Source organism: Actinomycetospora sp. CA-084318, assembly GCF_050955885.1.
Classification (GTDB): Bacteria; Actinomycetota; Actinomycetes; order Mycobacteriales; family Pseudonocardiaceae; genus Actinomycetospora.
Genome location: NZ_CP192098.1, coordinates 4,010,890 through 4,036,367 on the forward strand (window position 1 = coordinate 4,010,890; position 25,478 = coordinate 4,036,367).

Sequence of the window (25,478 nt, forward strand, 5' to 3'; positions counted from 1 at the left end):
CCGCCACGGGGTACGCAGCGATCATGCTGGCCATCGAGGACCACGGCGTGATCGGCGACCTGCGGACGGTCGCCCTGGTGGGCACCGACGGCAGCATCGACTTCGCCTGTCTGCCCGACTTCGACTCCCCCGCCGTGTTCTCCGCCCTCCTCACCGAGGAGGGCGCCGGGTCCGGCCGGAGCGCGTTCACCGTGACGCCCGGCTCGTGCACACGCACCAAGCAGCTCTACCTGCCCGACTCCAACGTCCTGATGACCCGCTTCCTCGACGCGGACTCGGTGGCCGAGGTGGTCGACCTCATGGACCCGAGGGACGACGACGGCGACGGCACGCGCCCGCTCGTCCGCACCGTGCGCGTCGTGCGGGGTCGGCAGCGCTTCACCGTGCGTTGCGCGCCGGCCTTCGACTGGGCGCGCGTGCGGCACTCCGTGGAGCTGCTGGACGGGGTCGGCGCGGTCTTCCTCCCCGACGACCGGAGCGGAGCCCTGGTGCTCAGGACCTCGGCCGAGCTGCGGGTGGCCGACGATCCCGACGCGACCGGACCCGCCGTGGTCGCGGAGATCGACCTCGGCGCCGGCGAGGCGGCGGACTTCCTGCTGACCTGGCACGACGAGGCCCCGCACCGCAACGACGTCGACGTCCTCGGCGAGCACGAGGCGGACCGGCGCCGCGATGCGGTGCTCACGTACTGGCAGCGCTGGCTCGCCCGCTCGACGTACGCGGGGCGTTGGCGGGAGATGGTCCACCGCTCCGCGCTGCTGCTCAAGCTCATGGTGCACCGGCCGACCGGGGCGCTGATCGCGGCGCCGACCGCGGGGCTGCCCGAGGAGATCGGCGGGGAGCGCAACTGGGACTACCGCTACGCGTGGCTGCGCGACGCCGCGTTCACCTCGTACGCCCTGATGCGGCTGGGCTTCGTCGAGGAGGGTCGCGCGTTCCTGGCCTGGCTCGAGCAGCGGATGGCCGAGGCCGACGACACGTCCGGGCTGCTGCCGGTCTACACCGTGCACGGGGCGCCGCCGCCCGAGGAGGTCGAGCTGACCCACCTGACGGGGTACCGGGGGTCGCGGCCGGTGCGGATCGGGAACGCCGCGGGGGCGCAGCGCCAGCTCGACACCTACGGCGAGGTGATGGACTCGGTCTACATCGCCAACAAGGAGACCCCGATCTCCTACGACCTGTGGACCCGGGTCCGCGGCTCGCTCGACTGGCTGGACCGCAACCGGCACCTGCCCGACCAGGGGCTGTGGGAGTCCCGCGGCGAGCCGCAGTTCCACACCTACTCGCGGGTGATGGTGTGGGTGGCGTTCGAGCGCGCGCTGCGCCTGGCCCGCCAGCGCGGTCTGCCGGCGCCCGTCGAGGCGTGGGAGAAGGCGGCCGCCGAGGCCTACGAGGAGGTCCAGCGCGACTGCTGGGACGACGACCTGGGCTCGTACACCCAGTTCCCCGGCACCGACCAGGTCGAGGCCGGGCTGTTGATCCTGCCGCTGGTGAAGTTCTCCGGGCCCACCGACCCGCGGTTCCTCTCGACCCTCGCGCGGATCGAGGACGACCTCGTCGTCGACTCCCTGGTGCAGCGCTACCCGCCGGACGGCTCCGACGGGCTCGACGGCGAGGAGGGCACGTTCAATCTGTGCTCGTTCTGGTACGTCGAGGCGCTCACCCGGGCGGGCGGGCTCGAGGAGGCCCGCAACGTGCTGGAGAAGGCGTTCACCTACGCCAACCACCTGGGGTTGTTCGCCGAGGAGCTCTCCGCCTCGGGTGAGCAGCTGGGCAACTTCCCCCAGGCCCTGACCCACCTCGGCCTGATCAGCGCGGCGGTGAACCTGGACCGCGCGCTGGGCTGACGACGACGAAGGGTCGCGCGCGCCCGCTCCCCTCGCCGGGAACGGGCGTTCGCGACAGCGGCCCCGGGTAGCCCCCGCTCCCCGGGACGTGGCGACCTAGAAGAAGGTCTTGCGTCCGCCCACCCCGCGGCCGACGGCGCCGAGGATGGTGAGGATCAGGCCGACGACCACCAGGATCCACCCGATGTAGGTCAGGACGGCGATCGGGACGATGTACCCGACGATCAGCAGGATGATGCCGAGGATGATCATGACGCTCCCTCGTGTAGGACCGGCCGGTCGGCCGGGGTCAGCGAAGTACCCGAGCGTCACGGCGTACACACACAAGGTCCACACATCACTCCCCCGAGTGACCGACATTCTGACCGCTCGTCGCTTCGTGAGACAGAAGGTGCGTGTGTGACTCCTGCGGATGCCTGGGCCACCCACGACGTGACGACCGTGTGGAGTGCGCCGCTGACCGTCACCACGGACGACGACGACGCCACGATGCGCGTCGACCTGCACGACGTCACGGCCCCCGAGGGCGACCGGTTCGACTACCCGGTGGTGCACCTGCCGTCGGTCGCGGTCGCCGTGGTGGTCCGTGACGAGCAGGTCCTGGTCCTGCGCACCTACCGCTACCCGGTCGGCCGCTACGGCTACGAGCTGCCCGGCGGCGGGGTGGACCCGGGCGAGGACCCGGCCGTCGCGGCCGCCCGGGAGACGGCGGAGGAGACCGGGTGGGTTCCGGTCGGCCCCGGACGACCGCTGATCACCTTCCAGCCGCTCCCGGGCGGCGTCGTCTCCACGGTCCACGTCCACCTCTGGACCGACGCGCAGCGCAGCGACGCCCCCCTCGACCGGCACGAGCCGGGCCTGGCGCAGTGGCTTCCCGTCGCCGACGTGGTGCGTCTCGCCGCCGCCGGGGAGCTCCTCGGCTCGGGCACCCTCGTCGGACTCCTGCAGTACGTCGCGGAACGGCGGGTGTGACCGACCGGTCCTCGCAAATACTAGGACGTCCTACTATCGTCGCCCGGGTACTCCCTCCACACCCGGCGACCGAGGACGACGCGACCATGGCCGAATCAGAGCTGTACGTGCCGAGCAACCCGATCCGGGTGGTGACCGCCGCCAGCCTGTTCGACGGCCACGACGCGGCGATCAACATCATGCGGCGCATCCTGCAGCGCCAGGGCGCCGAGGTGATCCACCTCGGACACGACCGCTCGGTCGACGACGTCGTCTCCGCCGCGGTCGAGGAGGACGCGCACGCCGTCGCGATCAGCTCCTACCAGGGCGGGCACGTCGAGTACTTCACCTACCTGGTCGACCTGCTGCGCGAGCGCGGCGCGGGCCACGTCCGCGTGTACGGCGGCGGGGGCGGCGTCATCGTGCAGCGCGAGATCGACCAGCTGCACGCCCACGGGGTGTCCCGGATCTTCTCGCCGCAGGACGGCCAGCAGCTCGGCCTGCCCGGGATGATCAACATGATCATCCGCGAGTGCGACGAGGACCTGTCGGCGCAGGCCCCGTCGTCGTGGGACGGCCTGTTCACCGGCGAGCGGGCCGTGGTGGCCCGCGCCGTGACCATGGCCGAGTCGGGCTCCCTGCCCGACGACGTCCGCGAGCGCGTCGAGGCCGCGATCGCCGAGCGGCACGTGCCGGTCCTCGGCATCACCGGCACCGGCGGGTCGGGCAAGTCCTCGCTCACCGACGAGCTGGTGCGCCGCACCCGGATGGACCGCGAGGACAAGCTCAAGGTGGCCGTCCTCGCGGTCGACCCGACCCGTCGTCGGGGTGGCGGCGCGCTGCTCGGCGACCGCATCCGGATGAACTCCCTGGGCGGGCCGGTGGCGTTCCGCTCGATGGCCAACCGCGGCTCGGGCACCGCGCTGCCGGAGCGGCTCGCCGACGTCATCGCCGTGCTGCGCGCCTCCGGGGCCGACCTGGTCATCGTCGAGACCCCGGGCATCGGACAGGGCGACGCGGGCATCGTCGAGTTCGCCGACGTCTCGCTCTACGTCATGACGCCGGAGTTCGGCGCGGCCTCCCAGCTCGAGAAGATCGACATGCTGGACTTCGCCGACGTCGTCGCGATCAACAAGTTCGAGCGCCGCGGCGGCGACGACGCGCGTCGCGACGTGGCCCGCCAGCTGCTGCGCAACCGCGACGCATGGGGCGCGAGCTGGGAGGAGATGCCGGTCTTCGGCACCAGCGCCGCGACCTTCCACGACGAGGGCGTCACCGCGCTCTACGGCAAGCTCGTCTCGCTGCTGTCCGAGAAGGGCCTCGTGGAGGGCGCCGGGCACCTCGAGATCCCGGACACCGCGGTGTCCACGTTCGCCGGCTCGGCGATCCCGGCCGAGCGCGAGCGGTACCTCGCCGACATCGCCGCCACCGTGCGGCGCTACCACGCCGACACCGACGCGATGGTCGTCGCGACGCGGCGGCGCTCGGCGCTGCGGCAGGCGGCGGAGCTGCTCGGCGACCGCGACGCGGGCGAGCTGCCGGCCGTGCTGGAGGAGGCCGAGCGCGACCTGCCGAGCGAGGCGGACGCGCTGCTCACCGGGTGGGAGCAGACGAAGGAGGACTACGCGGGCGACGAGTTCGTCTACACCGTCCGCGACAAGGAGAACCGGGTCCAGCTGACGCGGGAGACGCTGTCCGGGTCGAAGGTCAACCGCGTCTCGCTGCCGCCCTTCACCGCCGACGAGGAGGTCGTGCGGTTCCTGCGCACGGAGAACCTCCCCGGGTCCTTCCCGTTCACCGCCGGCGTGTTCGCGTTCAAGCGCGACGGCGAGGACCCCGCCCGCATGTTCGCCGGTGAGGGCGACCCGTTCCGCACCAACCGCCGCTTCCACTACCTCTCCGAGGACTCCCCCGCCAAGCGCCTCTCGACGGCGTTCGACTCGGTGACCCTCTACGGCCGCGACCCGGCCACTCCCCCGGACGTCTACGGCAAGGTCGGCACCTCCGGCGTCTCGATCGCGACGCTCGACGACATGAAGGTGCTCTACGGCGGGTTCGACCTGACCTCGCCGACCACGTCGGTGTCGATGACCATCAACGGTCCCGCCCCGACCATGCTCGCGTTCTTCCTCAACACCGCGATCGACCAGGTGGTGGACGCGTACCGCGAGGAGCACGGCGAGGAGCCGTCGGAGGAGAAGCGGGCCGAGCTGGTCACGCACGCCGTCTCGAGCGTCCGCGGCACGGTGCAGGCCGACATCCTCAAGGAGGACCAGGGCCAGAACACCTGCATCTTCTCGACCGAGTTCTCGCTGCGGATGATGGCCGACATCCAGGAGTGGTTCATCGCGCACAAGGTGCGCAACTTCTACTCGGTGTCGATCTCCGGTTACCACATCGCCGAGGCCGGGGCGAACCCCATCTCGCAGCTGGCGTTCACGCTGTCCAACGGGTTCACCTACGTCGAGTCCTACCTCGCGCGCGGGATGGACATCGACGACTTCGCGCCCAACCTGTCGTTCTTCTTCTCCAACGGCATGGACGCCGAGTACTCGGTCATCGGCCGGGTGGCCCGGCGGATCTGGGCCGTGGCGATGCGGGAGCGCTACGGCGCCAACGAGCGCTCGCAGAAGCTCAAGTACCACGTCCAGACGTCGGGGCGGTCGCTGCACGCGCAGGAGATGCAGTTCAACGACATCCGGACGACGCTGCAGGCGCTCTGCGCGCTCTACGACAACGCCAACTCGCTGCACACCAACGCCTACGACGAGGCCGTGACGACCCCGTCGCAGGAGTCGGTGCGCCGGGCGCTCGCGATCCAGCTGATCATCAACCGCGAGTGGGGCCTCTCGCTCAACGAGAACCCCCTGCAGGGCTCGTTCGTGATCGAGGAGCTGACCGACCTCGTCGAGGAGGCCGTGCTCGCCGAGTTCGACCGGATCGCCGAGCGCGGAGGCGTGCTGGGCGCCATGGAGACCGGCTACCAGCGTGGCAAGATCCAGGACGAGTCGATGCTCTACGAGGGCCGCAAGCACGACGGCACCCTGCCGATCATCGGCGTGAACACGTTCCTGCCCCCGGCGGACGCCGAGCAGGAGGAGCCCGAGCTGGAGCTCTCCCGCGCCACCGAGGAGGAGAAGTCCTCGCAGCTGGCGCGCCTGGACGACTTCCAGGCCCGCCACCAGAGCGAGTCCGCCGAGGCCATCGCGCGGCTGCAGGCGGCGGCGACCGCCGGGGAGAACGTGTTCGACGAGCTGATGCGCGCCGCCCGGGTGTGCTCGCTCGGTCAGCTCACCGAGGCGTTCTTCGAGGTGGGCGGGCAGTACCGGCGTTCCATGTGAGCTTCGCTCATGTGAGCACTTTCCGTGCCCCCAGGCACGGAAAGTGCTCACGAGGCGCGCAGCGCCACCCCCAGCTTCGCCGCCGCCTCGTGGGCCTCGGCCCGCTTCTGCGCGGCGAGCGGGCGGAGCTCGGCCATGGCCGGGACGACCTCGGCGAGGGTCAACTCGGCCTCGACGACGGTGACGTCGGCGCCCCACACGTCGCGCAGGATGCGGGTGATCCAGCCGGTGCCGTGGTCCCAGCCCTCGCGCGGCGTGCCCGGGCCGTACCCGCCGCCGCGGGAGACCACGAGCACCACGGAGGTGCCGGCCAGGGGCGACGTGCCGGGCGCGAAGCGCGGGTCGGTGATGAGCAGGTCGACCCAGCTCTTCAGGTGCGCCGGGACACCGAAGTTGTACAGCGGCGAGCCGATCACCACGGCGGACGCCTCCGCCAGCTCGTCGGCCAGCGCGGAGGCGGTGGCCACGGCCGCGTGCTGCTCGTCGGTGCGCTCGCCCTCGGGCGTCATCCCGGCGGCGACGGCGGCCGCCCAGGTGGCGGGCGAGATCGGGTCGCGGCCGAGGTCCCGGCGCACGACGTCGGCGCCGGGGTCGGACTCGAGGTAGGAGCGCTCGAGGCTGTCCAGCACCTCGCGGCTCACCGAGCCCTGCGTGCGGATGCTGCTGTCGATGCGGAGCAGGCTCATGTCGACCTTCCGATGTGCTCGTGCGGAGATGTTCTGCGCAACAGACTATCTCCTCGGAAGATTTCCTGCGCAACCGCGTATCCTGAGACGGTGAGCACGCCGCGGCAGGTGGAGTCCGACCTGGGCTGGGCCCTGGGACGCGTCGCGCGCGCCCACCTCCGTGCCGCCCAGGGGGTCATGGGTGGCCTGCCCGGCGGCCCGCGCGGTTACCAGGTGCTGGCCGCCGTGGCCCGCGGCGAACCGAGCACGCAGCTCGCGCTCGCCCGCAAGCTCGGCGTCGACCGGACGGTCATGACGTACCTGCTCGACGAGATCCAGGCCGAGGGGCTCGTCGAGCGCCGTCCGGACCCGGCCGACCGGCGCGCCCGCCGCGTCGAGCTCACCGAGGCCGGCCGTGCCCGCCTCTGCGAGCTCGAGCGCCGGCTCCGGGACGCCGAGGACCACGTGCTCGCCCCGTTGGGGCCCGACGAGCGCGACACCCTGCGCGAGCTGCTCGCCCGCCTCGCCACCGCCGACCCCGACCAGCCCTCCGCGTGTCAGGTCGCCCGGGACCTCGAGGACGGGGGCTGCACCGCCTGACGTCGGCGTGAGTTCCGTGTGTGCCGTTCGTCCGGTTCCGGGTATCGCGGTCCGCCCCGGCCGGGTGGTCGGTGGCATCCACGAGGCGGAGGCGTCGATGCACCACACGGTCGAGATGTCGGTGCCGAGCGCGGCGGCGGACGAGACGCTGCGCGCGCTGGAGAAGATCGACGGCGTGCTCTCCCTGTACATCGAGCGCGGGGTGGGCGTGAAGCCCGAGGGCGACGTCATCACCGCCCACACCCTCAACCGCTCCGTGGACGACGTCCTCGCGGTCGTCGCCGAGGCCGAGCGCCACGGTCCGATCGCGGTGGTGACCGGCGGGGCGGAGAGCATGGTCGCGACCGGGGCGCAGGGCGCGATCGACGACGACGCCGACGAGTCCCCGTGGGAGGAGTTCGAGCGGCGGCTGCGCCACCACGGGCGACTCTCGCTGAACTACGTGCTCCTCATGACGATCGGCGGGGCGATCGCCGTCGCCGGCCTGCTCTCGCCCCCGGTCCCCCAGGCGCTCGCCCTCGCCGCGGCCGCCGTGCTCACCCCGGCCTTCGAACCCGTCGGTGAGCTGGCGGTGGCCCTCGTCCGCCGCAGCGGTTACGCGATCCGCCGGGGACTCGTCTCGATGCTGGTCGGCTACCTCCTGCTCGCCGTCGGCGGCGGGCTCGCGTTCCTCGTCCTGCGGGCCCTGGGCCTCGCGTCGCCGAAGACCCTCGCGAGCAGCGAGGGCATGCACCTCGTGATCGACCCGACCGCCGCCGACTGGCTGGTCGCCGCGGGCGGGGCCGTCGCCGGACTGCTGATCATCACGTCCTTCCGGCAGGCCGTTCTCGCCGGTGCCCTCATCGCGCTCGCGCTCGTCCCGGCGGGCGGCGTGCTCGGCATGGGCGTCGCGGCCCTCGACCCGGAGCTCGCGCTGCAGGGGCTGCAGCGCCTCGCCGAGGACGTCGCGCTCGTCCTCGTGCTCGGCGGGCTCGTCGTGATCGGCAAGGACCGGCTCAAGCACCGCGGGCGGCGACCGCTGGCGTAGGTGGGCGAAGCCCCTGTGAGTAGAAATCCGTGCTCCAGCACGGATGTCTACTCACGGGCGCGAAGCGCACCTCCGGTGCCCGTCAGGCCCACCACGAGCCCGTCGTCGTGCACGGTCAGGGCGGCGTACGGCGCCGGGCGCTGGGCCATCGCGCCCGTCCCCGACCCGTGCGCGGGCACGTGCGCCGGGAGCGAGGCCAACGGCAGGTCCCCGACGACGGGTCGGGTCGTCCGGGTGCGCGGATCCACCCGCGTCAGCCGGCCGGCGGCCGCCTCGACGACGTACAGCGCGCCCCGATGGGCGACGAGGCCCTCGGGGCGCGCCAGCCCGGCCGCCGCCACCAGGCCGTCGGAGGCCCGGAGCACCTGCCCACGTCCGGCGTCGGACACCCACACCTCGCCGTCGGTCACCGCGAGATCCGTCGGCTGCCCGAGACCCGACACGACGGGGTCGACCTCCCCGGCGTGGCCCACCCGCACCACGCGACCCGATCCCGACTCCGCGACGAGCACCTCTCCCCCGGCAGCGACCAGTCCGCAGGGACGGTCCAGCCCGGCCGCCCGCCGTCCCCACCGGCCGCCGACCGAACCGCAGCGCACCTCCCCGGCCTCGGTGGTCGCCACCAGCTCCGACCCCACCGCCGCCAGTCCCCGCAGCCCGTGCACCCCCACCTCGTGCGCGCGCACCGCCCCGTCCACCAGCTCGGCGAGCGTGTGGTGGTCGGCCGCGACGAGCCGGCCGTCCGGCGACGCCAGGCCGAACGGTCCGCACAGCCCGGGCGGCAGGACCTGCCGCCGGGCTCCGTCCGGGTGCAGCGCCACGAGACCGCCGGTGAACGCACCCGTGATCCACCACGTGCCGTCCGGACCGACGGCGAGGTTGTCCGCGCCGACCACCCCGGTCCCGACCCGCTCCGCGCCGTCCACCAGCACCGACCCGTCCGCGTTGGACAGCACCAGCATCCGTCCCGCGGTGTCGAACCGGACGGCGACGGGGCGGTCGAGACCCTCGAGGAGCCGTTCCGGCGACCCGCCGTCGGGGTCGACGGCCCACACCTCACCGCCCATGAGGTGCGGGTACACCAGCCGCCCGTCGGGGCCGACGGCCATGGCGTTGCCGAGGGCGAGTCCACCCGCCAGCTCGCGCCACCGGCCCTCGGCCAGGATCTCGAGCAGCCGCCCGTCCGGGGCGAGCTCGTTGACGAAGAGCCGGCCCCGCCACGTGGCGATCCCGTCCGGCGCGATGATCCCGTCGGCGAGCACCGCGAGCGTCCCGTCGGGCGCGCGGCGCCAGACGAGGCCGGGCGGGAGGTCGACGACGAGGCAGGAGCCGTCGTCGGCGAACGCGAGGTCGTCGGGGGCGGTCAGCGGACCCCCGGGGCCCAGGACGGGCTCGAGCTCCCCGGTGTCGACGTCGAACGCGGAGACGGTCCCGCCGAGGAACTGGGCGATCCAGAGCCGGCCGTCGGGCCCGAACGCGAGCCCGTTGGACGCCCAGAGCGGGTTCGGGGCCACCACCTCGGACAGCTCGACCCCGGGGGCGAGCGCGCGCGGGGTGCCTCCGACGCCGACGAAGGGGCGGGCGCTCATCGCGGCGTGAACACCTCGTCGCGGTCGCCGTGCGCGCGCCAGTCGGCGAGGACCGCGTGGAACTCGACGGGGCCGCCGCCGAACTGCTCGGAGCGTCGGCGCGGGCGGCCCTCGAAGTTGTAGTACCCCGGCGTGCACTCGGCCTGGAACGCCTGCAGGTCGACGGCGCGCTCGCGGATCGTCGCGACCCACCGGTCCTCGGCCCCGGTCGTCGGCTCCACGAGCACGTCGCCCCGGGCCTCCGCCTCGGCGACCACCCCGGCCACGTGCTCGGCCTGCACCTCGAGGACGTGCGCGAAGTTGGGCGAGGCGGCGTTCTGGGTGGAGCCGAGGTGGAACAGGTTGGGGAAGCCGCGGCTGACCCAGCCGTGGAACGTCCGCAGGCCGTCCGCCCAGTACTCGGCCAGCGGCAGCCCTCCGCGGCCACGGATGTCGGCCCCGGCGCGGGTGGCGGGGTCCGCCCCGAGCTCGAAGCCGGTCGCCAGCACGATGGTGTCGACCGGGTACTCGACCCCGTCCACGACGATGCCGTCGGCGCTCACCCGCTCCACGCCGGCGCCGTGGGTGTCGAGCAGCGTGACGTCCGGGCGGTTGAAGGTCTGCAGATAGCGGTCGGAGAACGTCGGGCGCTTGCACATCTGGCGGTACCAGGGCTTGAGCGCCTCGGCGACGGCCCGGTCGGCGACGACCTCGTCCACCCGCGCGCGGATCTCGGCCATCTTCTCGGCGTCGGCGAGCTCGGTCGCGAGCGCCGGGTCCTCCCGGCCCGCGGCCCGACGGCGGGTGCCCCGGACCGGGGCGGTGTCGGTCCAGCGGTCGTCGACGAGATCGACGTCGGCGGGCCGCCCGTCGACGAGGGCGAGGAAGTTCTCCCGCCGCGTCCGCTGCCAGCCCGGTTCCAGGGCGTCCCACCAGGCCGGGTCGGTCGGGCGGTCGCCGCGCTCGTCCACCGAGGAGGGCGTGCGCTGCACGACGTAGAGGTGCCGCGCGCCCTCGGCGAGGTGCGGGACGGCCTGGATCGCGGTCGCGCCGGTGCCGATGATCGCGACCCGGCGGTCCGCGAGCCGGTCGAGCCCGCCGTCGGGCCCGCCCCCGGTGTGCCCGTAGTCCCACCGGCTGGTGTGGAAGGTGTGGCCGCGGAAGTCCGCCAGGCCCGGGATCCCGGGCAGCTTCGGCCGGTTGAACGGGCCGCTGGAGACGACGACGTACCGGGCCGACACCACGTCGCCGCGGTCGGTGCGCACGGTCCAGCGCGCGGCCTCGTCGTCCCAGTGCAGGGCCGTGACCTCGGTGCGGAACAGCGCGTCCCGGTAGAGGTCGAACCGGTGCCCGATCGCCTGCGCGTGCCGGCGGATCTCCTCGCCGGGCGCGTACTTGCGGGTCGGCATCACGCCGACCTCCTCGAGCAGCGGCAGGTAGATGTAGGACTCGACGTCGCAGGCCACGCCCGGGTAGCGGTTCCAGTACCAGGTGCCGCCGAGGTCGCCGGCCGCGTCGACGATCCGGATGCGCCCCAGCCCGGCGTCGCGCAGCCGGGCCGCTGCGACGAGTCCCCCGAAGCCCCCTCCCACGACGAGCGCGTCCACCGCGTCGCACACCGGTGCGCGCCGGTCCTCGTCGGTGACCCACGGGTCGCCCGCGCCGCGCTCGGCGGCGAGCGGCGTGTACTGGTCGTTCCCGTCGGGCCGCAGGCGGCGGTCGCGCTCGGCCCGGTAGCGGGCGCGCAGGGCCGGCAGGTCGACGGCCTCCTCCTGGTGCACCGTCACGCGTGCTCCTTCCGGTCGACTCCCGGTCAGGATATCTTTGATGGCACTGAGCGCCATCAATTGCGCGATCGGCCACAACGCGGAGGAGTCGCACATGACCGGACGGGTCGAGGGGAAGGTCGCACTGGTCACCGGCGCGGCGCGCGGGCAGGGGCGGGCGGACGCGGTCCGGCTGGCCGAGGAGGGCGCCGACGTGATCGTCGTCGACGTCTGCGGTCCGCTGCCCGGCGTCGACTACGCCTCGGCCACCCCGGCGGAGCTCGACGAGACGGTGGCGCTGGTGGAGAAGACCGGTCGGCGGGCCGTCGCCGGGCAGGTCGACGTCCGCGACCTCGAGGGTCTGCGCGCGGTCGTCGACGACGCGGTGACGCGGCTCGGCCGGCTCGACGTCGTCGTCGCGAACGCCGGCATCTGCATCCCGCGGCCCTGGCACCGCGTCACGCCCGAGATCTTCCGCGACACGCTCGACGTCAACGTGACGGGCGTCTGGAACACGATCATGGTCGGCGCACCGCACCTCGTCACCGCCGGCGGCGGGTCGGTCATCGTCATCAGCTCCGCGGCGGGCCTGAAGGTGCAGCCGTACATGGTCGCGTACACCACGAGCAAGTGGGCCGTCCGCGGCATGGCCAAGGCGTTCGCCGCCGAGCTCGCGCAGCACTCGATCCGGGTGAACAGCGTGCACCCGACCGGCGTCGTCACGGGCATGACCGGCGAGGCGATGCAGTCCGCGCTCGCCGGCGCGATGGCCGAGAACCCGCGGCCCGCCGGCATGTTCACCAACCTGCTGCCGGTCGACGTGACGATGCCCGAGGACATCGCGCAGACCGTGCTGTTCCTGGCCTCCGACGAGTCCCGCTACGTCACGGCCCACGAGCTCGCCCCGGACGCGGGGGTCACGGAGTTCTAGGAGGTGGCCACGCGCAGCACGGCACCGGTCCCCGGGACCCCGACGACGAGCCCGCCGTCGTGCACGGCCAGCCCCGCGTACGGCTCGGGGCGCGCCGCGTACCCCCGCTCCGGGACGTGCGGCGGCAGCCCGGCCGGCGGCAGCCCGACGACGGGGGTCGCGGTCCGGGTGCGCGGGTCAACCCGCGTGAGACGTCCGGCCGCCGCCTCCACCACGTACAGCGCCGCCCCGTGGGCGACGAGGCCCTCGGGCCGGGCGAGCCCCGCCGCGACCACGAGCCCGTCGGAGAGCCGGACGACCTGGCCGCGGTCCGCGTCGGACACCCACACCTCGCCGTCCGCCACGGCGAGGTCCGTCGGGCGCCCGAAGTCCGAGGCGACCGGATCGATCTCGCCCGCCCGACCGGCCCGCACGACCCGGGCCGCCCCCGCCTCGGCGACCAGCACCTCCCCCGCGGCCGCCACCAGCCCGGCCGGCCGGTCCAGGCCCGCCACGAGTCGGCGGCTGGTCACGCCCGGGGTCATGGCGTGCAGTTCCCCCTCCACGGTCGTCGCCAGCAGCTCCGACCCCACGGCCGCGAGTCCCCGCCAGGTGGACGCGCCGTCCCCGAGCAGCCGGAACCCGCCGTCGACCAGCTCGACGAGGGTGCGGTGGTCGGCGGCGTAGAGGCGGCCGTCGAGCGCGGCGAGCCCGCCGGGACCGGACAGCCCGGGCGGGAGGACCCGGCGTCGCGAGCCGTCCGGGGCGAGCGCGACCAGCTCGCCGGTGCCGCGGCCCGCCACGAACCAGGTGCCGTCGGGCCCGACCGCGAGGTCGGCCGTGCCGGCGAGCCCGGTCGCGACCACCTCCTCGTCCGTCACCACCGCGCCGTCGGCCGTCAGCACGATCAGCCGACCGCTCCGGTCGACGCGGACCGCGACCGGGTGCCCGGGGCCGTCGAGGATCCGCTCGACGACGCCGTCGAGGGCGACCGCCCACACCCCGCCCGCGAGGCCGGGGACCAGCAGACGTCCGTCCGGGCCGACGCCCGGGGGCCCGCCGACGTCGAGCCCGGCCGCGATCTCGCGGCACCCGCCGTCGTGCCGGATCTCGAGCAGCCGGCCGGACGGGCCGGCCTCGGCCACGACGACGCGCGCGCCGCACACGGCGATCCCGGCGGGCTCGACGAGCCCGTCGGCGACCAGGCACGACGTCCCGCCCGGCCCCCGGCGCCAGACGAGCCCGGGCGGGCCGTCGACGACGTGGCAGGCGCCGTCGGGGGCGAGCGCGAGCGCGACCGGGGCGGTGAGCGGGCCGTCGGGGTCGAGGACCACCTCGACGTCGCCGGTCGCGGGATCGAGGGCCGTGACGGCGCCCGCGAGGGGGTGCGCGGCCCACAGCCGACCGTCGGGGGCGACGGCGAGCCCGGCGGTGGCCCAGGCGCGACGCGCGGGCACGAGCTCGGTGGGGACGACACCCGGCAGCAGCGGGCACGGGGCGCCGTCGAGGACGGCGGACGGGCGGCGGTGCGCGGCCCGGGACACGGGGATCGCTCCTCTCTCGTTCCTGGCAGTGACCGCCAGGATAGCGAGAGTTGCCCGCGATCGGATGGACTCCGTCCGGACTAGCCGCCGAGTGCGTCCAGCTCCGCGTCCAGGGCCTCGGTGAACCGGTCGAGGCCCTCGTGGCCGCCGCTCAGGCCGAGGTCCGCGTCGATGCCGAGGCGCACGCGGCCCGCGTAGGACAGCACCGAGACCCCGAGCCCGAGCCGCGCCGAGCACGGCACCCAGAACATGACGTCGCGGACGCGCACCGACCCGATCGTCAGCTCCTCCAGCGGCCCCGGCACGTTGGAGATGATCAGCGACCCGGCGCGGGCGTAGCGGGCGACCAGCGCCTGCGTGTGCGCCGGCGTCCCCAGCCCGGCCGCGGCGATCCCGGTGAAGCTCGCCAGGGCCTGGTTGGTGCGCTTGATGGTGGCCATCGAGGCGTGCATCCGCTCGACGCGCCGGGCCCGGTCGGGCTCGTCGGTGGGCAGCGGCGGCAGCACCAGCCCGAACTCGTTGCCGAGGTCGTCGGAGACGGGCCGGTCGAGCGGGCGCAGGTTGGTCGGCATCACCGCCCGCAGCCGCGGCACGTCCGGACCCAGGTGCGTGCGCAGCGCCCCGGCGATGGCCGCGCACAGCACGTCGTTGACGCTGCCGCCCGCGTCCTTCCCCGCCGCCTTGACGACGTCGAGCTCCACGTCCCGGGTCCACCGCGCCCCCTTCGCGACGCCGGGCCGGCCCTGCAGCGGCGACGGCGCCTCGCGCGGCGGGCTCGCCAGCAGCCACGCGGAGTTCTTGACCGCGCGCCCGGTCGCGCCGAGCTCGGCCGCGCCCTCGGGCGTGCGGGCGCGCTTCACGGTCGACCACAGCGCGGACGCCCGCTCGCGCACCTCGCGGCGGAACAGCCGGACGTCGTGCACCGGACGGGCGCGGCGCGGCGGCTCGACGTAGGCGGCGGGCGTGCGCGGGTCGGACACCGGGTCGGCGAGGGCGTGGAACAGGTGGTTCAGCGCCACGCCGTCGGCCATCCCGTGGTGGATCGCGACGTGCACCGCGGTGCCGGTGTAGCCGGTGATCGCCTCCACCCGCCACCAGGGCCGGTCGGTGGGCAGCGGCGTCGACATCAGCTCGCCGATCCGCCGGGCCAGCCGGCGGTCGTCCCCGGGGGCGGGCAGCGCCATCGTCGTGACGTGCACCGTGAGGTCCGGCGGCGCGTCGACCCAGCAGGCGGGCCCGATCGGGCCGGTCGGCCAGGTCGGGCGCTGCCGGAACCCCGGGTAGACGTCGACCCAGCGCTCCCGGATGCGGGTGCGCAGGTCGTCGAGGTCGACCGTCCCGTCGCAGAACAGCACCCCGTGCACGACCATCCGGTTGGTCTCCTGCTCGAGCTGCAACCACGCCGTGTCGATCCCGGACGCCCAGCGGTCCATCGCACCCCTCCGGAAGTGTGAGGTACGCACGGTACCGGGTGAGCGGAGTCGCAGCACGGCCGCACCCGGCAGACTGGTGACCATGAGCGCCACGCCGATCGACGACCAGGGGACGACCGTGCCGGTGCCCGACAAGGTGCGTCGTGTCGTCAGCCTGGTCCCCTCCCTCACCGAGGCGATCGGGGTCTCCGACCCGCACCTGCTCGTCGGCGTCACCGACTGGTGCACCCACCCCACCGACCTCGACGAGCTCGTCGTCACCCCGCCCGCCCGCATCCGCGGCACCAAGAACCCCGACCTCGATGCGATCGTCGCCCTCGAGCCCGACCTCGTCGTCGCGAACGACGAGGAGAACAAGCCCGAGCACGTCGCCGAGCTGCGCGCCCGCGGCCTCGCCGTGTACGTCACCGACATCCGCACCGTCGACGGGGCGTTCACCAGCCTCGACGGCATGCTCGCCGCCTGCGGTCTCGAGCGGCCGGCCTGGCTGGAGGGCGCGGAGAAGGCGTGGAGCGAGATCGAGCGGGTCCCCGACGACGAGCGGCGCAACGCGGTCGTGCCGATCTGGCGCAAGCCGTGGATGGCGGTCGGCTGCGACACGTTCACCGGGGCCCTTCTCGACCGGCTCGGCGTCGACAACGTGCTCGCCGACGGCGGGCCGACCGCGGAGCGCTACCCCCGCTTCGACCCCGCGGACCTCCCGGCCCACGACCTCGTCGTGCTGCCCGACGAGCCCTACCGGTTCACCGCCGAGGACGGGCCCGAGGCCTTCGACGTGCCCGCCGCCCTCGTCAGCGGCCGGCTGCTGACCTGGTACGGCCCGAGCCTGCTCGAGGCGGCGACGACGCTGCCGGGCGCGCTGCGGGTGCTCACGACCTGAGCGCGCGGGTCAGGACGGTGACCGTCTCCGCGGCCTGGCGCCGCGAGACGGCCGCCCCGGCGAGGATCACCGAGCGGTGGAACGTCCCCGGGAACAGGTGCAGCTCCACGCCCACCCCGGCCGCGAGCAGCCCGGACGCGTAGGCGAGGCCCTCGTCGCGCAGCGGGTCGTTCTCGTAGACGACGACGTAGGCCGGGGGCAGGCCCGTCAGGTCGGCGGCCCGGGCGGGCGCGGCGTACACCGGCGCCTCCCCGTCGGTCCCGCGCAGGTAGTGCCGCCAGCTGAGCTCGGCATCGGGCCGGCTCCACAGCGGGGTGTCGGTGAACGCCCGCATCGACGGGGTGTCCAGCCGGTCGTCGACCTCCGGCGCGTCGAGGACCTGGAAGCACACGCGCGGGCCGCCGTGGTCGCGGACGCGCAGGGTCAACGCCGCCGCGAGCCCGCCGCCGGCGCTCATGCCGTGCAGGGCGATCCGTGCGGGGTCGACCTCCGGGCGCGCGGCCAACCAGTCGAGCGCGGCGGCGCAGTCGTCGAGCGCGGCCGGGTAGGGGTGTTCCGGGGCGAGCCGGTAGTCCGGCACGACGACGAGGGCGCCCAGCTGCGCGGCGAGGTCGGCCGCGAGCGCCGCCGCCATGTCGGCGGAGCCCATGACGAACCCGCCGCCGTGCAACACGAGCAGGCCCGGGACGTTCGTCGTCGCGGGGCCGGGTGGACGCGCCACCAGGACGCGGACCGGACCGTCGGGGCCCGGCGCCGACTCCTCGACGACGGTCCCCGGCGGTGGGGCCGGGGCGCGGGCGGTGAGGTCGCGCACGCGGGCGCGGGCGGTGTCGAGGTCGGCGATGTGCAGGTCGGGCAGCGCCGGCAGGGCCGCGGCCAGCTCGGGGTCCCAGCTCACCGGGCGATCCCACACCCCGTCCCCCGGGCCCGTCGAGGGACCTGGGTCCCTCAGCTGGTGAGCAGGCCGCCCTCGACCGGCAGGGTGATGCCGGTGCAGTAGGACCCGGCGTCGGAGACCAGGAAGATCAGCGCCGCGGCCAGCTCCTCGGGGTCGCCGATGCGACCGGCGAGCACGCGCGGCAGCTGGGCGTCGAGGTAGCCGTCCTGGTAGGAGTCGGTCATCTCCGAGGTGAAGAACCCGGGCGCCAGGGCGTTGACCCGGATGCCCTTGCGGGGCGTCCACTGCTGGGCGAGGTCCCGGGTCAGGCCGATCAGGCCCGCCTTGGACGCCGAGTACGCGGCCTGGGGCAGTCCCGCCGTCGTGAGCCCGAGGACCGACGAGACGTTGACGATCGAGCTCCCCTCGCCCATCACCTTCGCGGCGGCCTGGGCCATCCAGTAGCAGCCGTTGAGGTTGACGTCGATCACCTCGCGGAACTGCTCCGGGGTCTCCTTCGTGGCCGGGACCGCGGTGCCGATGCCGGCGTTGTTGACGAGCACGTCCACCCGGCCGAACTCGGCCGTCGCGGCGTCGATCAGGCCCTGGCAGTCCTCCGGCGAGGCCACGTCGGTGCGGACGGCGAGCGCACGCCGCCCGGCCTTCTCGACGGCGGCACGGGTCTCGTCGAGCCGGTCGACCCGGCGGGCGCCGAGCACCACGTCGGCGCCGGCCTCCGCCAGGGTCCGGGCGAACACCGCGCCGAGCCCGGAGGAGGCGCCGGTGACCACGGCGACGCGGTCGTCGAGACGGAAACGATCGAGGATGCCCACGGCGGGCACCGTAGCCAGTTCCGGGCGCGGACTACACCCGGGCGTTCTCGATCGCCGCCGGCGCCGCGCCGTCGTCCGCGATCTCCTCCCGCGGCTCGGGGTCGAGCGCGCCCGGCTCCGGCTCCGGCGCCGGCTCGGGCCAGACGCGGCCGCCGAGGCGGCCGAGCTGGGTCTCCTCCGGGTCGGCGAAGATGTGCAGGCCGAAGCGGTCGGACAGCTCGCGGAACACGTTGATGCCCCGCACCGAGTTGCCGTGCATGTCCAGGCCGGGCGAGAAGACCGACAGGCCGACCTGGTTCGGGATGGCGGCCATGATCCCGCCGGACACCCCGCTCTTGGCCGGGATCCCGACGTCGTTCGCCCACTGCCCGGCCGCGTCGTACATGCCGCAGGTGAACATCACGCCGATCACGTCGCGGACGTAGGTGCGCGGCATCGCCCGCTCCCCGGTGCGCGGGTTGACGCCGCCGTTGGCGAGCGTGGAGCCCATCTCCGAGAGCTCGGCGGTGCTGACGTGCACGGAGCACGCGGCGAGGTACACCCGCAGGATCTCGTCGACCTCCCCGACGAGCATGCCGAGCGAGCGCATGTAGTAGCTGATGCCGAGGTTGCGGTCCGCCTCGGCGAGCATCGACTCGAGCAGGTCCTCGTCGACCTCGAGGTTCGGGTTCCCGGCGTAGATCCTCATCCGCTCCAGGAGCCGGCCGATCTTCTCGTCGACGTCGGAGCCGCCCAGGATGTCGGCGGCCACGAGGGCGCCCGCGTTGACCATCGGGTTGTGCGGCCGGCGGTTGTTCCAGTCGAACTCGAGGGCGTTGAACGGGTCGCCGCTGGGCTCGACGCCGACCCGGGTCAAGGTCGTCTCGCGCCCGTTGTCCTCCAACGCCAGCGCGTAGGTGAAGACCTTCGAGATCGACTGCAGCGGGAAGCGGTGGTCGCAGTCGCCCACCGCCCACTGCGTCCCGTCGACGTGCGTGCCCGCGAGGGCGAACAGGTCGCGCTGGGCGATCGCCTCCGGCGGGTAGTAGGTCACGACGTCGGCGTGCCCCATCCGGGCCTGCCGTTCCAGCAGCTGCTCGAGCTGCTCCCGGGCACGCCGCTTCTCCTGCTCGGTGAGCGTCTCTTCCCACGACACGACGCGCATGATGACGTGCGGCATGGCTGATCGTCACGGTGGGGAACCCGTGGGCGTGCAGCACGGCATCATGATGTTCCCGACGGACTACGCGATCGACCCGGCGACCCTGGCGAAGGAGGTCGAGGACCGCGGGTTCGACTCGCTGTGGTTCCCCGAGCACTCCCACATCCCGGTGTCCCGGCAGTCGCCCTACCCCGGCGGCGGGGACCTGCCGCGGATGTACGTCCACACCTACGACCCGTTCGTCGCGTTGTCCTTCGCCGCCGCCGCGACGACGACGCTGAAGGTCGCGACCGGCATCTGCCTGCTCATCCAGCGCGACCCGATCCACACCGCCAAGGAGGTCGCCTCGCTCGACCGGCTCTCCGGCGGGCGCTTCCTGTTCGGGATCGGCGGCGGGTGGAACCGCGAGGAGATGGCCGACCACGGGACCGATCCGAAGACCCGCATGCGCCGCCTCGGCGAGCAGGTGACGGCCATGAAGGCGCTCTGGACGCAGGAGGAGGCCTCCTACGACGGCGAGTTCGTCCGCTTCGAGACGTCGTGGGCCTGGCCCAAGCCGGTCACCTCGCCGCACCCGCCGGTGATCGTCGGTGGCATGGGTCCGACCGTCGAGGACCGCATCCTGGAGTTCGGCGACGAGTGGCTCCCGCAGCGCGTCGGGCCGGACAACCTCGAGGAGTTCATCGAGCGCGCCGAGAAGCTCCAGCAGCGCGCCGCCGACGCCGGTCGCGGTCGGATCCCGATGTCGCTGTTCGGCGCCGAGACCACGCAGGCCGCGCTCGACGGCTACCACCGCGCCGGGCTCGACCGCGCGATCTACGGCGTGTCCAGCGCCGACCGCGACACGGTGCTCAAGGAGCTCGACGCGCTCGCGCCCCTGGTGCAGCAGCACTGATGCCCACGCTCGGGCCCGACGACGCGCGCGCCCGGTTCGCCGCCGCGCGCGTCGCCCGGCTCGGGACGGTGACGCCCTCCGGGGCGCCGCACCTGGTGCCCGTGGTGTTCGCCGCGGTCGACGCGCGGGTGCTGATCGCGATCGACCAGAAGCCGAAACGGACCCGGGACCTCGCGCGGCTGCGGAACATCGAGGCGAACCCCGCCGTGTCCCTGCTCGCCGACGAGTACTCCGACGACTGGTCGACCCTCTGGTGGGTCCGCGCCGACGGGGAGGCCTCCGTGCGGTGGGACGTGCTCGACGAGGCGCGGGCCGCCCTCGCGGCGCGGTATCCGCAGCACGCGGCGGACCCACCGGAGGGGCCGGTCATCGAGGTGGCGGTGACGCGGTGGTCCGGCTGGACCGCGTCCTGAGCCCCCTCCCCCGGGTGGCAGCGAAGCGTCGTTGCTTACATCCAGCGGCAGGAACGCCACATCGTCGATCGGCCCGATGTGTGGCGCGCACACAGTGGTGACCGCCGGCCCTGTCCCGCTCTCGCGTTGCGTGCCGCACACGGTTGGAGCGAAGGACCCTGCTGTTCCGCAGTGTTGCGGGGCGCACACGGTGGGCGGGGGGTCAGGTCGGCTGCGTGGACGTCGTGAGCGTGTCGCCGCCGTGGTCGGGCGTGTCGCTCCCGACCTGGCGATCACGGGCCCGACCCGGGCCGACCGGGTGCGCGCCGCAACACGCGCGGCCGGCAGGACGGCCCAGGCCGACCGGGTGCGCGCCGCAACACGCGCGGCCGGCAGGACGACCCGGGCCGACCGGGTGCGCCCCGCAACACGCCCGGCCCGCAGGACGACCCGGCCCCACCGTGTGCTCCCCGCAACGCAGGCGCGCCGGTAGGGCGACGCACAGGGCCCCGCCGGTCGGGGTGACCGACCGACGGGCCCCTCGCTCAGCACCGGGGCGACACGACCGTCAGGCCGGCACCAACGCACCCTCGACCCGACGAGCCTCCCGGCGCGCCTGCACCTGCAGACCACCGCTCACCAGCAGCACGGCCAGTCCGGCCACGGCCAGCACCGCGCCGACGAGGGCCGGGGCGAGCAGCCCGAACCCGGCCGCGATGACGATGCCGCCGAGCCAGGCGCCGAGGGAGTTCGCCACGTTCGACGCGGACTGGATCGCAGCCGACGCCATGGTGGGGGCGTCGCCGACGATGTCCATGATGCGGGTCTGGATGGCCGGGCCCAGGGCCAGCGAGAACATCCCGGCCCCGAACAGCGAGACCACGGCGAGCAGCGGGGTCCCCACGGTCAGCGGGAAGGTCGCGAGCACCACGGCCAGGGCGACGAGGCAGCCGCACAGGGTCTTCAGCGGGGCCCGGTCGGCGAGGCGGCCGCCGACCACCGAGCCGGCCGTCATGCCCAGCCCCACCACGGCGAGCAGCAGCGTGACGGTCGTCGGGGCGAACCCGCCGACGTCGGTCAGCATCGGCGTCACGTAGGAGTAGCAGGCGAACATCGCGCCGAAGCCGAACACCACGGCGCCGAGCGAGAGCAGCACCTGCGGGTGGCGCAGCGCCGAGACCTCGGTCTTCAGTGCGGCCCGGCCCCCGCCGGTCGGAGCGGCCTCGGGCACGAACGCCCACACCGCGGCGACGGCGGCCACGCCGATCACGCCGACCGCGGCGAACGTGGCGCGCCACCCGAGCGCCTGTCCGAGCAGCGTGCCGAGCGGCACGCCGGCGACGTTGGCGATCGTCAGGCCGAGGAACACCCGCGCGACGGCGGTGGCGCGGCGGTCCCGGGCGACCATGGAGGCCGCGGCCACCGAGGCGGCACCGAAGAACGCGCCGTGCGGGAGACCGGTGAGGAACCGGATCACCAGGAGCGAGCCCATCTCGGGCGCCAGCGCGGAGAGCAGGTTGCCGACGGCGAACGTGCCCATCAGCGCCATCAACACCTGGCGGCGGGAGAAGCTCACCCCCGCTCCGGCGAGCAACGGGGCCCCGACCACCACGCCGAGCGCGTAGGCCGAGATCAGGTGGCCGGCCTCGGACACGGACACCCCGAGCCCGGCCGCGACCTCGGGCAACAGGCCCATGATCACGAACTCGGTGGTGCCGATGCCGAAGGTGCCGACGGCGAGGGCGAAGAGCGCGAGCCCTGCGGTGGGACGACGGATCACGGCGGGTTCTCCAACGGGATCGATCCAGCAACGACGCGATCCAGGGTTGGCAGGTCCGCGCCATAAGTCGAAGAACCGACACGTGGGAGTCGATAAGCTCAGCTTGTCCATACTGGTCAGATGCCGACGCTGCGCCAGCTGGAGTCCTTCCTCACGGTCGTCGACGAGGGCTCGTTCACACGCGCGGCCGGGTTGCTGGGCGTCTCGCAGCCCGGGCTGTCCCAGCAGATCGCCGCGCTGGAGGGCGAACTGGGCTCCGCGCTGTTCAGCCGGCTGCCGAGGACCGTGACGCTGACGCCCACCGGACGCGCGCTGCTCCCCCACGCCCGGGCGGCCGTCGACGCCGCAGCGCGTGGCACCACCGCGGCCCGCGCGGTCGTCGGGACGGACGCCGGGGAGCTGCGGATCGCGACGGTCTACTCGACCGGGCTCGGCGTCCTCCCGGCCGTGCTGACGCGGTGGCGTGCCGAGCATCCGGACGTCACGGTCCGCCTGCTCGAGCACCGCACCACCGAGGCGATGACGACGGCGATGCAGGCCGGGCAGGCCGACGTCGCGGTCGGGCCGACGCCGCCCGGGTGGCGCGGGCGGGTCCGGGTGCTCGGCACCGAGGAACTGGTCGTCCTGCTGCCCGCGGAGGGACCGCCGGACGTCCGGCACGGCGAGGTGGCGATCGAGCGCCTGGCCGACGCCGCGTGGGTGCAGTACGCGCCGAGCCACGGGCTCGCCGAGGAGCTGGACCGCGCGGCGCGCGACGCCGGGTTCCGGCCGCGCGCCGCCGTGCGGACCGAACAGACCGCGATGGCGCCCCTGCTCGTCGAGGCCGGACTCGGGCCGGCGCTCGTGCCCGCCGGCATCGTCCCGGCGTCGTTCGCCGGACGGATCGCACGGCCCGTACCGGCGCTCACGCGGGAACTGGCCGCGACGACGGGCCCGGAACCCGACGCCCTGACCTCACGCTTCGTCGCGCTGCTCGCCCGTCGGGCGGTCCTCATGCCCCCGCACGTCGCCGGACGGCTGCGGTGAGCGCGCCGGGAAATCGGGCACCGAGGCGCCGCGCGGTCGATGACGGCAGGCCCTCCGGCACCTCGAGCGGCGGCAGCTCCCCGACGGCTCGGGTGAGCAGGAGGTCGGCCAGCGCCGGGTTCCGCGCGAGCACGGGCCCGTGGAAGTAGGTCCCGACGACGCTGTCGCCACTGCCGCCCACCGCCCCCTCGAGCCGGTCACCCGTGCCGTTCCCGGCGCCGTTGCCGCGGACGCGCGCCAGCGGGGCCGCGTCGGGACCGAGCGTGGTGACCCCGCCGTGGTTCTCGAAGCCCACGAGCGGTTCGGTGAGCCCCGGGAGCAGCGGGTCCGCCGACACGTCCCCGATGCGCCGGGCGCCCCGGCCTGGGACCGTCTCGACGTCGAGCACCCCGAGTCCCGCGACGCACGTGCCGTCGGCGACCGTGAACGACCGGCCCAGGATCTGCAGCCCGGCGCACACCGCGAGGGTCGGCGCGCCGCGTTCCAGGGCGCGCCGCAGCCCGACCGAGTCCCGCAGCCGGTCGACGGCGAGCAGCTGCGCGGCGTCCTCCCCGCCGCCGAGGACGTAGACGTCGCCGCCCTCGGGGACGGCGTCGTCCCAGCCCACCGTGTGCACGTGCGCGTCGATCCCGCGCCAGCGCAGCCGCGTCGCGAGGACCGCCGCGTTGCCGGCGTCCCCGTAGGTCCCGAGCACCTCGGGCAGGAGCAGGACCACCTGCGCGCTCATGCGAGCACCCGGGCCGCGTCGTGGAAGGCGGTGTAGTTCCCGACGAGGTCGACCGCGCCCAGGGTGTCGCGGGTCGCGCCCACGGCGTCGTCGGCGATGCGGTGCGGGAGCCCGGCGTAGGCCAGGCGCACCGACAGCTCGGCCACCCGGTCGCCGGCCGCGACCACGGGGTGGCCCGCCAACCGCTCGAACGGCACGTCCCACAGCCAGGACACGTCCCGGCCGTCCGCCTCGCGGGAGTTCACCGCGACGACGACCGGTCGGCCCGGGCCCTCGTCGAGCAGGTCGAGCACCTGGGCCCAGCCCGCCGGGTTCTTCGCGAGCAGCAGGCGCGTCGTCCCGCCCGGGCGGGTCACCGTCCGGTACCGGCCCTCGACCTGCTCCAGGCCCCGCAGCCGGGCCGCGGCCACGGCCGGCGCGACCCCGAGCTCGGCGGCGACCGCGATCGCGAACGTCGCGTTCAGCCGGTTCGCGTGCCCCGGCAACGCGATCTCGAGCGGCACCTCGACCCCGTCCGGGCCCCGCGCGGACCAGCCGTCGTCGCAGACGAGGGCCCAGTTCCCCGGCGGACGCTCCAGCCCGCACCCGCCGCACGACCAGCGCAGCCCCGCGTGGGTCACGGGGCCGTCGCAGCGCGGGCAGACGCCGGCGTCGCCGGTCCAGGACGACGGCGAGGACACCCAGAGCGGCGCGGCCGAGCGGAGCCCCGCGCCCGCGCACAGCACGTCGTCGGCGAAGGCGACCACCCGGGCGCGGGGATGGGCGGCCACGGCGTCACCGACCCGGCGGGCGACGGTGCGGACCTCGCCGACCCGGTCGAGCTGGTCGCGGCTGAAGTTGAGCAGGACGACCACGGCCGGGTCGGTGGCCGCGGCGACCTCGCCGAGGTAGGACTCGTCGACCTCCATCACCGCCAGGCGCCGGTCCGGGGCGTCGAGCAGGGCCGTGGTGATCCCGTCGGGCATGTTGGCGCCGAGGTGGTTGGTCGCGACCTCGCCGTCGCCGCCCAGCGCCCGCGCGATCATCGAGGTCGTCGTGGTCTTGCCGTTGGTGCCGGTGACCAGGACGACCGTGCGCCCGACCGCGAGCCGTGCCAGCACGCGACGGTCGAGCACCGTGGCCACGCGGCCGCCGATCACCGACCCGTTGCGCCCCGTCCGGCGCGCCATCCCGCTCACGCTCCGCGCGGCGGCGACGGCCAGTCGGGCACGCGGCGGCAGCCTGTCGGTCACACGCACGATCGTGCGCGCGGTCGGGTTAACGGTCGGCAAGACG

General features: G+C 74.4%; 22 protein-coding genes. 10 read left to right on the forward strand and 12 right to left on the reverse strand.

All coding sequences use genetic code 11. The annotated features are described in order from the left end of the window. The first annotated feature begins 23 nt into the window (after positions 1-23). Entirely contained in the window at positions 24-1,847 is a 1,824-nt protein-coding gene (locus tag ACQPYX_RS19645; protein ID WP_433798979.1) for a glycoside hydrolase family 15 protein, read from the forward strand. A gap of 96 nt (positions 1,848-1,943) precedes the next feature. On the opposite strand, the gene ACQPYX_RS19650 is transcribed toward ACQPYX_RS19645, so the two are convergent. After that, positions 1,944-2,099, reverse strand: a complete 156-nt coding sequence (locus tag ACQPYX_RS19650; protein ID WP_230748745.1) for a hypothetical protein — start codon at positions 2,097-2,099, stop codon at positions 1,944-1,946. A gap of 147 nt (positions 2,100-2,246) precedes the next feature. Between ACQPYX_RS19650 and ACQPYX_RS19655 the strand changes: the two genes are divergently transcribed. Continuing rightward, entirely contained in the window at positions 2,247-2,819 is a 573-nt protein-coding gene (locus ACQPYX_RS19655) for an NUDIX hydrolase (RefSeq protein WP_433798980.1), read from the forward strand. 86 nt (positions 2,820-2,905) lie between these two features. Continuing rightward, entirely contained in the window at positions 2,906-6,139 is a 3,234-nt protein-coding gene (icmF, locus tag ACQPYX_RS19660; RefSeq protein ID WP_433798981.1) for a fused isobutyryl-CoA mutase/GTPase IcmF, read from the forward strand. 47 nt (positions 6,140-6,186) lie between these two features. On the opposite strand, the gene ACQPYX_RS19665 is transcribed toward icmF, so the two are convergent. Continuing rightward, entirely contained in the window at positions 6,187-6,825 is a 639-nt protein-coding gene (locus tag ACQPYX_RS19665) for an FMN-dependent NADH-azoreductase (protein WP_433798982.1), read from the reverse strand. A 90-nt stretch (positions 6,826-6,915) separates the two neighbouring features. Between ACQPYX_RS19665 and ACQPYX_RS19670 the strand changes: the two genes are divergently transcribed. Together ACQPYX_RS19670 and ACQPYX_RS19675 are read left to right on the forward strand one after the other, a co-directional pair. Beyond that, entirely contained in the window at positions 6,916-7,404 is a 489-nt protein-coding gene (locus ACQPYX_RS19670) for a MarR family winged helix-turn-helix transcriptional regulator (protein ID WP_433798983.1), read from the forward strand. A 97-nt stretch (positions 7,405-7,501) separates the two neighbouring features. Then, entirely contained in the window at positions 7,502-8,431 is a 930-nt protein-coding gene (locus tag ACQPYX_RS19675) for a DUF389 domain-containing protein (protein ID WP_433798984.1), read from the forward strand. 47 nt (positions 8,432-8,478) lie between these two features. Here the strand turns inward: ACQPYX_RS19675 and ACQPYX_RS19680 are convergent, their stop codons facing one another. Then, on the reverse strand, positions 8,479-10,020 hold the full coding sequence (locus ACQPYX_RS19680; protein WP_433798985.1) for a hypothetical protein: 1,542 nt from the start codon (positions 10,018-10,020) through the stop codon (positions 8,479-8,481). After that, entirely contained in the window at positions 10,017-11,786 is a 1,770-nt protein-coding gene (locus ACQPYX_RS19685) for a flavin-containing monooxygenase (RefSeq protein ID WP_433798986.1), read from the reverse strand. Before ACQPYX_RS19685 ends, ACQPYX_RS19680 begins: the two co-directional genes overlap by 4 nt. 94 nt (positions 11,787-11,880) lie before the next feature. On the opposite strand from ACQPYX_RS19685, the gene ACQPYX_RS19690 reads away from it, so the two are divergent. Continuing rightward, on the forward strand, positions 11,881-12,696 hold the full coding sequence (locus tag ACQPYX_RS19690; protein ID WP_433803764.1) for a mycofactocin-coupled SDR family oxidoreductase: 816 nt from the start codon (positions 11,881-11,883) through the stop codon (positions 12,694-12,696). Here the strand turns inward: ACQPYX_RS19690 and ACQPYX_RS19695 are convergent. Then, positions 12,693-14,219 carry a hypothetical protein gene (locus ACQPYX_RS19695; RefSeq protein ID WP_433798987.1) on the reverse strand — a complete coding sequence of 509 codons (1,527 nt, stop codon included), beginning with the start codon at positions 14,217-14,219 and terminating at the stop codon, positions 12,693-12,695. The genes ACQPYX_RS19690 and ACQPYX_RS19695 overlap by 4 nt on opposite strands. 80 nt (positions 14,220-14,299) lie before the next feature. Beyond that, the gene (locus ACQPYX_RS19700; RefSeq protein ID WP_433798988.1) at positions 14,300-15,652 is read right to left on the reverse strand and encodes a wax ester/triacylglycerol synthase domain-containing protein; all 1,353 of its coding nucleotides are present in this window, start codon (positions 15,650-15,652) and stop codon (positions 14,300-14,302) included. An 82-nt stretch (positions 15,653-15,734) separates the two neighbouring features. Between ACQPYX_RS19700 and ACQPYX_RS19705 the strand changes: the two genes are divergently transcribed. Further along, on the forward strand, positions 15,735-16,532 hold the full coding sequence (locus ACQPYX_RS19705) for a helical backbone metal receptor (RefSeq protein WP_433798989.1): 798 nt from the start codon (positions 15,735-15,737) through the stop codon (positions 16,530-16,532). Here ACQPYX_RS19705 and ACQPYX_RS19710 read toward each other — a convergent pair. The 3 genes from ACQPYX_RS19710 to glsA are packed head-to-tail and all read right to left on the reverse strand — an operon-like array spanning position 16,522 to position 19,386. Beyond that, on the reverse strand, positions 16,522-17,430 hold the full coding sequence (locus ACQPYX_RS19710; RefSeq protein ID WP_433798990.1) for an alpha/beta hydrolase: 909 nt from the start codon (positions 17,428-17,430) through the stop codon (positions 16,522-16,524). The two genes, ACQPYX_RS19705 and ACQPYX_RS19710, sit on opposite strands and share 11 nt — an antisense overlap. Before the next feature lie 50 nt (positions 17,431-17,480). Then, positions 17,481-18,242, reverse strand: coding sequence for an SDR family NAD(P)-dependent oxidoreductase (locus ACQPYX_RS19715; protein ID WP_433798991.1), 762 nt, complete (start codon positions 18,240-18,242; stop codon positions 17,481-17,483). A 31-nt stretch (positions 18,243-18,273) separates the two neighbouring features. Further along, positions 18,274-19,386, reverse strand: a complete 1,113-nt coding sequence (gene glsA, locus ACQPYX_RS19720) for a glutaminase A (protein ID WP_433803765.1) — start codon at positions 19,384-19,386, stop codon at positions 18,274-18,276. Between the two features lie 13 nt (positions 19,387-19,399). Here glsA and ACQPYX_RS19725 point away from each other — a divergent pair, with 13 nt between their 5' ends. Next, positions 19,400-20,278, forward strand: coding sequence for an LLM class F420-dependent oxidoreductase (locus ACQPYX_RS19725; RefSeq protein WP_433798992.1), 879 nt, complete (start codon positions 19,400-19,402; stop codon positions 20,276-20,278). Beyond that, positions 20,278-20,691, forward strand: a complete 414-nt coding sequence (locus ACQPYX_RS19730; protein ID WP_433798993.1) for a TIGR03668 family PPOX class F420-dependent oxidoreductase — start codon at positions 20,278-20,280, stop codon at positions 20,689-20,691. The genes ACQPYX_RS19725 and ACQPYX_RS19730 overlap by 1 nt, the downstream gene beginning before the upstream one ends. A 547-nt stretch (positions 20,692-21,238) precedes the next feature. On the opposite strand, the gene ACQPYX_RS19735 is transcribed toward ACQPYX_RS19730, so the two are convergent. Beyond that, positions 21,239-22,450: an MFS transporter gene (locus ACQPYX_RS19735; RefSeq protein ID WP_433798994.1), complete on the reverse strand. Its 1,212-nt coding sequence runs from the start codon at positions 22,448-22,450 to the stop codon at positions 21,239-21,241. Between the two features lie 120 nt (positions 22,451-22,570). On the opposite strand from ACQPYX_RS19735, the gene ACQPYX_RS19740 reads away from it, so the two are divergent. Next, on the forward strand, positions 22,571-23,476 hold the full coding sequence (locus tag ACQPYX_RS19740) for a LysR family transcriptional regulator (RefSeq protein ID WP_433798995.1): 906 nt from the start codon (positions 22,571-22,573) through the stop codon (positions 23,474-23,476). Here the strand turns inward: ACQPYX_RS19740 and ACQPYX_RS19745 are convergent. Both ACQPYX_RS19745 and ACQPYX_RS19750 read right to left on the reverse strand, forming a co-directional pair. Then, entirely contained in the window at positions 23,442-24,203 is a 762-nt protein-coding gene (locus ACQPYX_RS19745) for a type 1 glutamine amidotransferase (RefSeq protein WP_433798996.1), read from the reverse strand. The genes ACQPYX_RS19740 and ACQPYX_RS19745 overlap by 35 nt on opposite strands. Beyond that, positions 24,200-25,435, reverse strand: coding sequence for a MurT ligase domain-containing protein (locus tag ACQPYX_RS19750; protein WP_433798997.1), 1,236 nt, complete (start codon positions 25,433-25,435; stop codon positions 24,200-24,202). The genes ACQPYX_RS19745 and ACQPYX_RS19750 overlap by 4 nt, the downstream gene beginning before the upstream one ends. Positions 25,436-25,478 lie beyond the last annotated feature (43 nt).

What these genes read in the sequence shown, in the direction of transcription:
- ACQPYX_RS19645 (WP_433798979.1), top strand. Translation starts at nt 24, where the DNA reads ATGCTGGCCATCGAGGACCACGGCGTGATCGGCGACCTGCGGACGGTC.
- ACQPYX_RS19650 (WP_230748745.1), bottom strand. Translation starts at nt 2,099, where the DNA reads ATGATCATCCTCGGCATCATCCTGCTGATCGTCGGGTACATCGTCCCG.
- icmF (WP_433798981.1), top strand. Translation starts at nt 2,906, where the DNA reads ATGGCCGAATCAGAGCTGTACGTGCCGAGCAACCCGATCCGGGTGGTG.
- ACQPYX_RS19665 (WP_433798982.1), bottom strand. Translation starts at nt 6,825, where the DNA reads ATGAGCCTGCTCCGCATCGACAGCAGCATCCGCACGCAGGGCTCGGTG.
- ACQPYX_RS19675 (WP_433798984.1), top strand. Translation starts at nt 7,502, where the DNA reads ATGCACCACACGGTCGAGATGTCGGTGCCGAGCGCGGCGGCGGACGAG.
- ACQPYX_RS19680 (WP_433798985.1), bottom strand. Translation starts at nt 10,020, where the DNA reads ATGAGCGCCCGCCCCTTCGTCGGCGTCGGAGGCACCCCGCGCGCGCTC.
- ACQPYX_RS19690 (WP_433803764.1), top strand. Translation starts at nt 11,881, where the DNA reads ATGACCGGACGGGTCGAGGGGAAGGTCGCACTGGTCACCGGCGCGGCG.
- ACQPYX_RS19700 (WP_433798988.1), bottom strand. Translation starts at nt 15,652, where the DNA reads ATGGACCGCTGGGCGTCCGGGATCGACACGGCGTGGTTGCAGCTCGAG.
- ACQPYX_RS19705 (WP_433798989.1), top strand. Translation starts at nt 15,735, where the DNA reads ATGAGCGCCACGCCGATCGACGACCAGGGGACGACCGTGCCGGTGCCC.
- glsA (WP_433803765.1), bottom strand. Translation starts at nt 19,386, where the DNA reads ATGCGCGTCGTGTCGTGGGAAGAGACGCTCACCGAGCAGGAGAAGCGG.
- ACQPYX_RS19725 (WP_433798992.1), top strand. Translation starts at nt 19,400, where the DNA reads ATGGCTGATCGTCACGGTGGGGAACCCGTGGGCGTGCAGCACGGCATC.
- ACQPYX_RS19730 (WP_433798993.1), top strand. Translation starts at nt 20,278, where the DNA reads ATGCCCACGCTCGGGCCCGACGACGCGCGCGCCCGGTTCGCCGCCGCG.
- ACQPYX_RS19740 (WP_433798995.1), top strand. Translation starts at nt 22,571, where the DNA reads ATGCCGACGCTGCGCCAGCTGGAGTCCTTCCTCACGGTCGTCGACGAG.
- ACQPYX_RS19745 (WP_433798996.1), bottom strand. Translation starts at nt 24,203, where the DNA reads ATGAGCGCGCAGGTGGTCCTGCTCCTGCCCGAGGTGCTCGGGACCTAC.